The organism is Pseudomonas sp. LAIL14HWK12:I10, assembly GCF_900184205.1.
Classification (GTDB): Bacteria; Pseudomonadota; Gammaproteobacteria; order Pseudomonadales; family Pseudomonadaceae; genus Aquipseudomonas; species Aquipseudomonas kermanshahensis.
Map to the genome: position 1 here is coordinate 1 of NZ_FXWU01000027.1, position 10,167 is coordinate 10,167.

The following is a 10,167-nucleotide window of genomic DNA, read 5'->3' on the forward strand; positions in this document are numbered from 1 at the left end:
CGAGGGCCGAGAAGGCTTCGTCCATCAACAGGATGGTCGGGTCGTTGGCCAGCGCCCGGGCCAGGCCCACGCGCTGCTGCATGCCGCCGGACAGCTGGTGCGGGTAGCTGTGCTCGTGGCCGGCCAGGCCGACCTGGCTCAGCGCCTCGCGGGCACGGCGGTGGCGTTCGGTTTCAGCAACGCCGGCGATTTCCAGGCCGAAGGCGGTGTTCTGCAGCACGCTCATGTGCGGCATCAGGGCGAAGGACTGGAACACCATGCCCATTTCCTTGCGACGCACATCGAGCAGGGCTTTATCGGACAGGCCGGTGATTTCGCGGCCGTTGAGGTGAATGCTGCCGGCGGTGGGTTCGATCAGGCGGTTGAACAGCCGCACCATGGTCGACTTGCCCGAGCCCGACAGGCCCATGATGACGAAGATCTCGCCACGTTTGACGGAAAAGCTTGCATCGAAGACGCCGACGACGTGGCCGGTCTTGCTGAAGATTTCGTTCTTGTCGGCGCCCTTGCGGAGCATCTCCATGGCCATGTTCGGGTTGGGGCCGAACACTTTGAAGATGTTGTTTACCGAAAGAATCTCATCGGCATGGCTCATACGACCCTCGTTATTATGCTTATTAACCAATCTATCAACATCGCACTGTTCGGTAAGGCGGGTAGATCAGTGCGAGTACGTTTGGCAGTCCGTTCAAGAGCGAACGTGAGTCAACACCGGCACGCAGAAAGTCCTGCTTCAAAAAGTTATTCGACATCGATGTTTCAATGTCGCGCCGTGGGATTTACGTTATGCCTTGGCCCAGGGTGGGTCCAACGACATTTGCAGGACGCTAATCATTACCTGAAGTTATCAATCAAGGGCTGAACCCCGCCCCGCCCTTTGTAGGAGCAGCCTTGTGCTGCGAAGAGGCCCGCTCATACACTGGCTATGGGTGCCTGTACGGGCCATTTCGCAGCACAAGGCTGCTCCTACACAGGACCTGAACCCTACCGACATGGTCAGACACTCCGAACCCGATCAGACCTTGATCAAGATGCCTTCGCTGCGCGCGGTCAAAGTCTTCGTCGCGGCCGCCAAATACCAGAATTTCACCCGTGCCGCCGAGGCCCTGTGCGTCACCCAGGCCGCCGTGAGCCGGCAGATCCGTGAGCTGGAAACCTACCTGGGTGCCGAACTGTTTACCCGTGTCGGCCGCGCGGTAGAGCTGACCGTGGCGGGTTCAATCTTCTTCGATGCGGTGCAGTTATCGTTCGTCAACATCTCCCAGGCGGCCGAGCGAATCCGCAGCAACATCAACCCCAAGCACGTGGTTACCCTGTGCTGCTCGCCAGCGTTTGCCGCCCTGTGGCTGGGGCCACGGATGCCGAAGTTCTTCGAGCAAAACCCGGACATCGACATCAACCTGGTGACCACCCAGAACTTCCTGTCAATGGAGCCTGGCGTACGGCCGGACATCTACATCACCAAGCTGGGCAAGATCCAGGCCGGCTACAGCTGCCACCCGCTCGACCATGATGTGGTCTACCCGGTATGCAGCCCGCAATACCTGGCACAGCACCCACAGCTGGCTACCTTGGAAGGGATTCGCGACGGCTCGCTGCTCAACCTCAGCCCCTATGGGCGCTCACAGGTGGCCGAGCACGTCGACTGGAATGTCTGGTTGGCGTTCCATGATGTCGACCTGAAGAGCCGTGCCAGCACGGCACCGCATTTCTTCAATGCCAATGACTACAACCTGCTGGTGCAGCTTGCCCTGAGTAGCCAGGGCGTGGCATTGGGTTGGCACCACCTGGTGGGCCCGCTGGTGGAGCAAGGCTTGCTGGTGCGGCCGGTCGAACAGCAGTTGGTGCTCAAGGACACCTTCCATTTCCTGGCCTTCAACGAAGACAAGGAACATGACGCCAGTTGCCGACGGTTGCGTGACTGGTTGTTGGCGGAGTTTCAACCGTTGCTGACGGCCGCCACTTAAGGCCCGGGTCACTGCACCGGCAAGAAATTCATCAACAACAGGCTTTGCGCATAATTGAGCCCGATCCGCCGATAGCGCTCGTCCAGCAGCTCTGCCAGCAGATCCAGCCGCGCCACGATCTTGCCGAACTCGACGGCGAAACTCAGGTTGCTGCCCTCCTCCGAAATCTCGTTGGAGAACAGCAACAGCACGCCGTTGGCATCCTGCCGCTGGCTAAGCATCCAGGTGGCTTTCTCGATATTGCGTGCCGCGTTGTTGACGAACAGCGGGTCGATGGTGTCCGTCATGTAGAACTCCGTGCGCCCGCCATGGGCGGTAATCAGCATGCTGCCGATGGCATAGATGAACGCGCCGACCCGGTCCCCGCGAAACTCGGGGCTCAGCGCGTAACTCAAGGCGGCAAGGTCGCGGCGATTGCCCAGTTGCGCCAACGGTTGGCGCTGTTCGATGGCTATGCGGATCTGCCGCTCGGCCGTGGCGGCATCGACGTAGCCAGACATCTTCCACTGGTTGGGGTTGCGCAGGTACAGCTTGTTCATCAGCAGGTACAAGCTCTGCAGGTTGTCGCGCATCGACAGTGTCGCCAGGCGGTCGACACTGGTCTGGAACAGCTCGCTGGGCTTGCCGTTGCCGAACTGGCTGACGATGTCACGGCCCTGCTCTTGGGTACAGGCGCACAGGCACGTCAGGGCGCCTGCCAACAGCAGGCCGGGGACTATTCTGGAAGGGCTTGCAACCATCGGCACCGGGTCGATATTCGGCGGCCGCACCGGGGATCAGTGCAGCCTGGCCAAGCATAGAGCCCAAGAAACCGAAAAAGTGCGATGGTCACATGGCGTGACGCAACATCTCCACCACCTGCGCATGCAACGCCGGGTCACCGCAAGCCACCACACACCCGCCATGCTGCGCCGAGCTGCCATCCCAGGCCGTGATCACACCGCCCGCCCCTTCGATGATCGGCATCAAGGCCTGCACGTCATACGGCTGCAGGCTCGCCTCCACGATCACATCGACAAAGCCCGACGCCAGCATGCAATAGGCATAGCAGTCGCCGCCATAACGCATCAGCCGAGCCTTGCCGGCCACGGTCTCGAACGCTGCCTTGCGCGCTGCGGTGTCGAACATGTCCGGGGTGGTGCACATCAGCGTGGCCGAGGCCAGGTCGGCGCAGGCACGGGTTTTCAGCGGCGTGCCACTGCGCCAGGCACCTTCCGGGGTGCCGACGAAGCGTTCGCCGGTAAAGGGCTGGTTCATCACCCCTACCCGCGGACGCGTGCCATCGTTCAAGGCAATCAAGGTGCCCCAAAGCGGCAAGCCGGTGATGAACGCGCGGGTACCGTCGATCGGGTCGAGTACCCAGGTCAAGGGGCTGGTGCCCACTGCCACGCCCTGCTCTTCACCCAAAATACCGTGCTCGGGATAGCGCGCCTGGATCAGCGCGCGCATGGCATCTTCAGCCGCCTTGTCGGCCACCGTCACCGGGTCGTACAACCGCCCGCCTTTGTCCTCGACGTCCAGGCTGGCACGGAAATACGGCGTGATCGCCACAGCGGCGGCATCGGCCAACTGCTCGGCAAAGGCGCGGAATTCGCCAATCTGTTCAGCACTCAGGGACATGGGGCAGGCCTCTTGAAGATGATGGAGGCCAGCATCATACCCGACAACCCGCGCCACAGCAGTCGCCTGCCATAGAAGCCATTATTATGCCACTATCGCTACTTCATTTAACCGTCACTCAATCGTTGTACTAGGATACCCATCACCTCCCGAATGCGGCCCAGGATGCGGGCCAACAGCCAGACGGGAAATTGCACCACCGGACCTCATGGACGACACGATGAATTCGCACCTGCTCTACCCACAAATCGGCAAAGTCATTGCCAGCACCGGCAGCCGCCAATTCCCGCGCATGCTGCACGACCTGATCCAGGCCCACCTGACCATCGACGCCACGCACATACGCCTGCTGCCCGTAGCCCCGGCCGGCCCTGACGCCAACGCGCCCGTGATCAACGAGACTGTATTTTCCTCGGACGTGCAGCCAAGCAGGGACTGCAGCGACCCGTCGCGTTTGCACCTGATTCGCCGCAAAGGCGACGCCCGCTACGAAATCCAGGTGCTGCGCGCTGACTCCACCTATGGCTTCTCCGCCTTCGAGCGCAACCGCCTGGACGACATCTCGCCCCTGCTGCTGCCGATGCTGGAAAAGCACATCGATGCCCTGCAACCCGCCGCCGAGCGCGCCACGCAAGAGAGCCTTGAACAGCGTTTTCTCGACCGCCTGGCGCAATCGGGGCTGAAGCTGTCCGAACGGGAGCGCCAGGTATGCCTTGGCCTGCTGGCCGGGCATACCGCACCGGAACAGGCCGAGCGGCTGGAGTTGAAGGTGAATACGGTCGAAAGCTATTTGCGCCGGGCGGCGATCAAGCTTGGCATCAGCGGGCGGCATTCGTTGATGCGCTGGATGTATACGGCAGTTTGATCTTGTAATCCCCACTGGGGCACGAGTCGCCGTGTAGGAGCAGCCTTGTGCTGCGAAGAGGCCGGTGATAACACCGTGAACCTTCGTTGCTATTACCGGCCTCTTCGCAGCACAAGGCTGCTCCTACAAGGGTTGAGGTATAGGGCACCTCAATCCCGTGCCAGCGCTTCGATCGGGTCAAGCCGGGCCGCGTTGCGCGCTGGCACAAAACCGAACACCACCCCAATCAACGTCGAACAGGCAAACGCCATCACGATCGACGCCGGTGAGAACACCATCTCCCACTGTTTGACGAACAACTCGAACAGGTAGCCGATCCCATACGACAAGCCAATACCGACCAACCCGCCAAACAGGCAGACCATCACCGCCTCCACCAGAAACTGCTGACGGATGTCCGACTGCCGTGCCCCCACCGCCATGCGAATGCCGATCTCGCGGGTACGCTCGGTCACCGACACCAGCATGATGTTCATCACCCCGATACCGCCCACCACCAGCGAAATCACCGCGATCAGCGACAGCAGCAGGGTCAGCGAGCGGCTGGTCTTTTGCACGGTCTGCATGATGCTGTCGAGGTTGTTGGTGAAAAAATCCTTGGTGCCATGGCGTTGCAGCATCAGCTTGGTCACCTCCTCTTCGACCCGCTTGCTGGGTACGCCGTCCTTGATGCGTACGCTGATACTGTCCAAGTGGCGTTGGCCAAGCACACGGCCGGCAGCAGTCTCGTACGGCACCCAGATATTCAGCTGGTTGCTGGCGACGAACAGGTTCTTGTTCTCGGCGGTGACGCCGATCACCGTGCACGGCAGGTTCCCCACCAGAATCACCTGCCCCAGCGGATCTACGTTGGGGCCGAACAGGCGCTTGCGGGTGTTGTGGTCGATCACCACCACCTGGGCCTGGCGCCGTGCGTCCTCGGCACTGAACACGATACCGGCGGCCAGGGGAATGTTGCGCACCTGGAAGTAGTGTTCGCTGACGCCATTGAGCTGCACATCGACATCGAGGTTGCGGTAGCGCACCAAGGTACTTTGGCCGATCACCGGGGTGGCGCTGTCGACGTAGTACAGCGCGTTGAGCGCAGTGACGTCGGCGGGCACCAGGGTTTCGATGGTCTTCGCCCGGCTGTCTCCGAAGTTGCTGCCCGAATAGATATCGATGGTGTTGCTGCCAATTGCCTGGATGTCCTTGAGCACGTAGCCCTTGGCCCCTTCGCCGATGGCCGAGATGGACACCACCGAGGTGATGCCAATGACAATCCCGAGCATGGTCAACAAGGTGCGCATGCGGTGCGAGATCAAAGCGATCCAGGCCATCTTGAAGGCCTCGCGGAACATCCCCAGGCTAGCGACCAGGCGCCTTGCTGGCGAAGCGGCCGGTGCTGGCTCGGCCACCGGGGTGGGCATGGCTGCGGTGCCCGTGCGCCGGTCGCTGACGATTTGACCGTCGCTGACCTCGATGACCCGTTCAGCATGCGCGGCGACCTTGGGGTCGTGGGTCACCAGGATCACCGTGTGCCCGGCTGCGTGCAGCTCCAGCAGAATATTCATCACCTCTTTGCCGCTGGCCGTGTCCAGCGCACCGGTCGGCTCGTCGGCGAGGATCACCTGGCCACCGTTCATGAGCGCCCGGCAGATACTCACCCGCTGCTGCTGCCCGCCGGACAACTGGCTGGGGCGGTGTTCCAGATGCCCGGCAAGCCCCAAGCGCGTGAGCAGCTCACGTGCCCGGTCGTGGCGTTGCCCGTGCGCAGTGCCGGCATACACTGCTGGAATCTCGACGTTGTGCAGGGCATCCAGGTGCGGCAGCAGGTGGTAGCGCTGGAAGATGAAGCCAAAATGGTCGCGGCGCAGCGCCGCCAGGGCATCGTCGTCCAGCGTGCGCGTCTCTTGCCCGCCGACCTGGTAGCTGCCACTGCTGGCGTTGTCCAGGCAGCCGAGGATATTCATCAGGGTCGACTTGCCGGACCCAGAGGCGCCAATGATCGCCACCAGCTCGCCACTGTGGATCTGCAGATCGATACCCTTCAGCGCCAGGAATTCGCGGTCGCCGGCCAGAAAACTGCGGCTGACCCCCTGCAGGCGCAACAACGGCTCGCCGTTGCTGCAGGCAACGGCGCTGTGTGCGCTCAGCTCGACATTCATGTTCATGCTCACGCCCCTGCTTCGCCAGACACCGGTTCGCCGATCACTACACGGTCACCTTCGGCCAGGCCATCCTTGATCTGCACTTTGACGTTGTTGTTGATCCCCGCCTGCACGTTGCGCACCTGGGCGAAGCCCTTGGCATCGAGCACCCGCACCGGGAAGCTGCCGTCGCCATTGCGCGCGCCCAGGGCGGCCACCGGCACAGTGAGCACGCCTTCGGCCGTGTCGAGCACGATGTGCACCTGCGCGGTCATCGAGATGCGCAGGCGGTGCTCGGGGTTCGCCACCTCGAACAGGGCGTTGTAAAACACCGCACCATTGGGTTTCGTGGCGCTGCCATCGCTGTTGTCGGTGCTTTGCGCGTAGTTCTGCGGGGCCGGTTCGGTGCCGCGCAGCTTGGCGTAGTAGCGTTTGTCTTCACCGAGGATGGTGAAGTACACCGGTTGGCCTGGGCTGATGTGGATCACATCGGCTTCCGACACCTGCGCCTTGACGGTCATGGTGTCGAGGTCGGCCAGCTTGAGCAGCACGGGCGCCAACTGGTTGGCGATCACGGTCTGCCCTTCTTGCGTGACGATGCCCACCACATGGCCGTTGATCGGTGCATTGATGCGGGTGTAGCCCAGGTTGACCTTGGCCGTGTCGATCTCGACCCGGGCACTCTGGATTTGCGCATCGAGCGAGCGCACGGCGGCCTGCTGCACCTCGTATTCGGACTCGGCGTTCTCGAAGTCCTGGCGCGATACCGACTCGTCGGCCTGCAGTTCGCGATAGCGCTCATACACCCGCCTGGCCTGCTTGAGCTGGGCCAGGCTAGAACGGCGCTCGGCCTGCAATTTGTCCTCGTCGACCTCAGCCTGGCGCAAGGTATTGCGCAGCACCAGCGGGTCGATTTCGGCCAGCCACTGGCCCTCGGTGACCTTGTCACCCAGTTTGACCTTCAACGAGCGCAACTGGCCCGACACCTGGGCGCCGACGTCCACCTGTTTGATGCCCTGCAACGTACCGGTGGCCAACACGGCGTTTTCGATGTCGCCACGCTCGACCGTGGCGGTGATGTATTGCGGCGGCTTGGCCGGGGCCTGGACGGCATACAGCGTGATGCCGGCGACCAGGGCCACGGCGATGCCGAGGCTGTATTTGCGGAATCTGGACTTTTCCATGAACACTCACTATCTCTTCGGATTCGCATAACCCGGCCCCAGTGGGCCGGGAAGGCCCATCTTTAAGGGGTAACCTTGCCGTGGTGCAGCGCCTGCCCGTCGTGCCACCAGGCCGCCAGGCTGAACACATCCGGCACCTTGAGGATGCTGAAGTGGTCACCGGGCCCCTGCCACAGTGCAAGCTTGGGCATCAGTTGCTGCCAACCGGCCTGCATGGCGGCATGCTCGCGAGCATTGCCCAAGGCATCCAGGCCCGGGTCATCCACCAGCACCAGGCCGACCGGCCCGTGGTAACTCAACGTTGGCCGGTAGGCCGTGCGCAACGCCGTGGCGAAGGTCCGTACGGTGCCGTCCAGCGCCCCTGGCTGCGACCGCGCCGGCAGTAATCCGACCCGCACCATGGCCGCGTGCAGCTGGCTCAACTGCTGGTCGTCGCTGGCCTCAGCAAAGGCGCCTGGGTCAATACCCAGGGTTTTGCCGGTGGACAGCTGCAACGCCTCGATCAGCCGCTGCAAGGCTTCGCCCAGGGTGTAGGGCTGGCCACAGGTGCCGCCCTCGCCCGGTGCTTCGCTGTCGATCAGTGTCAATGAACGCACCTGCCGCCCCTTGGCCTCGAACCGGGCAGCCATGGCATGTGCCACCCAGCCGCCAAACGAATGCCCGACCAGGTTCAGCGGCCCTTGCGGATAAAGCGCCTCGATGGCCTGCACATGGCAATCGGCAGCAGCCTCCACCGAAGTGTGCGGCACCGAGCAGCCGTCCAGCCCCCGCGCCTGAAGGCCGTACAGCGGCCAGTCCGGGCCCAGGGCCTCGGCCAGGCCAATGAAGCTGGTGACGCTGTCGCCAGCCCCCGGCACGCAAAACAACGGTGCATGCCCGTGCTGACCGGTCTGGATCGCCACCAAGGGCTGATAAGCCGCTGCCTTGGTGCTGCTCGTGCTAGGCACAGTGTCCAATAGTTGGCCAAGCGCCTGACCGAGCGCGGCCACGTGGGGCGCCTGCATCATGCTGCGGTGGTCCCCCGGCACGCCCAGGAGCACCAGGGCCTGGGACGGCAAGGTCTCGCGCCAGCCCAGAGTCGACTGGCTGTCACTGCCCTGTTCGGCGCGCAGCAGGTGCACCGGCACGCTCAACGGTGAAGGGCGGTAATGTGCCAGCGCATGGCCGTGTGCCAGTTCACGGGTGAAGTAGTGCAGCAGTTGCGCATCGCTCATGCTCGCCCACAGCCCATAGAGCAACTGGTGCTCGCGGCAGCTGGCGACCAGCGTGGCAAAATCGGCCTGACCGGCCTCCAGTTGCTGCAGGCGTGCCAGCTTGTCGGCGCCTGCCGAGTCTTGCGTGCGCCAGAACGTGCTGCAGTTCAACAGCAACTGCCGTTCGAGTGCACGTGGCCCCTGCCAGCGCGCCTTGCCCTGGTCGGCCAGGCGCGGCACATAGGTGTCGATCAAACCGAGGAATTCGACCTCCTCGTCCACACCCAGCAATTGGTTAGCCATTTCGAAGGCCACTACCCCACCGAACGACCAGCCTGCCAGGCGATACGGCCCCTGTGGCTGCACGCTGCGCATCTGTTCGATCTGGTAGCGGGCCAGGCACTCGAGCGTCTGTGGCTGCGGTTGATCGGCCGGGATGCCGGGCAGTCCATAGAGCGCGAAATCATCGGGTAGGTGCTGGCCCAGCACCGGGAAGTAGAAATCCAGGCCAGTGAATTCGTGAACCAGGAACAGCGGCGTCTGGCTGCCCCCTGCACGCACCCGGATCACCCCGCGGTGCGCAGCGTCAGGGCTGCCGAGCCTGGCCGCCAGCAACGCTACGCTGGGGTGCTGGAACACATCGTTGATGGCCACCTTCAGGCCCGCCTTGGTCATCTTGTCGACCAGCCGGATTGCCGCCAGGGAGTGGCCGCCCAGCTCGAAGAAGTTGTCGTGCCGCCCTACCCGCTCCACGCCCAACAGTTCGGACCAGATCGTTGCCAACAGGGTTTCGGTTTCACCTTCTGGCGCTTGGTACTCGCGGTTCTGCAGGGCCTCGCTATCCGGTAATGGCAAAGCCTTGCGGTCGAGCTTGCCGTTGGGGCTCAAGGGCAGTGCCTGCAGGTGGACGAACAGCGCCGGCACCATGAAGGTCGGCAGGCGCCCGAGCAATGCCGAGCGCAGCGCCTCCACCGGGAACGACTCGCCCGTGTAGTAAGCGAGCAACTGCTGCTCATGAGCGATCACCACGGCCTCCTTGACCCCCTCTATTCGCGTCAGGCAGGCCTGGATCTCGCCCAGTTCGATGCGCAAGCCGTGGATTTTGACCTGGTCATCGTTGCGGCCCAGGTATTCGATGTTGCCATCGGCCAGGTGCCGCGCCAGGTCGCCGGTGCGGTACAGGCGTGCACCAGGGCGGGTGCTGAACGG

General features: G+C 63.0%; 8 protein-coding genes. 2 read left to right on the forward strand and 6 right to left on the reverse strand.

Annotated features, from left to right (window positions below):
* The coding region (locus QOS90_RS27390; protein WP_143491071.1) for an ATP-binding cassette domain-containing protein at window positions 1–595 on the reverse strand (595 nt) is incomplete at its 3' end.
* Window positions 596–992: 397 nt separating this feature from the next.
* On the opposite strand from QOS90_RS27390, the gene QOS90_RS27395 reads away from it, so the two are divergent.
* A complete protein-coding gene (locus tag QOS90_RS27395; protein WP_085273360.1) occupies window positions 993–1,967 on the forward strand; it encodes a LysR family transcriptional regulator in 975 nt (324 codons plus the stop codon).
* 8 nt (window positions 1,968–1,975) lie between these two features.
* Here QOS90_RS27395 and QOS90_RS27400 read toward each other — a convergent pair whose 3' ends face one another.
* Window positions 1,976–2,707, reverse strand: a complete 732-nt coding sequence (locus tag QOS90_RS27400; RefSeq protein ID WP_027596802.1) for a hypothetical protein — start codon at window positions 2,705–2,707, stop codon at window positions 1,976–1,978.
* Between the two features lie 88 nt (window positions 2,708–2,795).
* Complete coding sequence (gene hisN, locus QOS90_RS27405) at window positions 2,796–3,587, reverse strand: histidinol-phosphatase (RefSeq protein WP_085273361.1); 792 nt, start codon at window positions 3,585–3,587, stop codon at window positions 2,796–2,798.
* A 220-nt stretch (window positions 3,588–3,807) separates the two neighbouring features.
* On the opposite strand from hisN, the gene QOS90_RS27410 reads away from it, so the two are divergent.
* On the forward strand, window positions 3,808–4,452 hold the full coding sequence (locus QOS90_RS27410) for a helix-turn-helix transcriptional regulator (RefSeq protein WP_027596800.1): 645 nt from the start codon (window positions 3,808–3,810) through the stop codon (window positions 4,450–4,452).
* A gap of 149 nt (window positions 4,453–4,601) precedes the next feature.
* Here the strand turns inward: QOS90_RS27410 and QOS90_RS27415 are convergent, their stop codons facing one another.
* The 3 genes from QOS90_RS27415 to QOS90_RS27425 all read right to left on the reverse strand — a co-directional run.
* Entirely contained in the window at window positions 4,602–6,605 is a 2,004-nt protein-coding gene (locus QOS90_RS27415) for a MacB family efflux pump subunit (protein WP_027596799.1), read from the reverse strand.
* Window positions 6,606–6,607: 2 nt separating this feature from the next.
* Complete coding sequence (gene macA, locus QOS90_RS27420) at window positions 6,608–7,765, reverse strand: macrolide transporter subunit MacA (protein ID WP_027596798.1); 1,158 nt, start codon at window positions 7,763–7,765, stop codon at window positions 6,608–6,610.
* A 62-nt stretch (window positions 7,766–7,827) separates the two neighbouring features.
* Window positions 7,828–10,167, reverse strand: a 2,340-nt coding sequence (locus tag QOS90_RS27425) for a non-ribosomal peptide synthetase (protein ID WP_283600578.1), incomplete at its 5' end; no start/stop codon positions are given.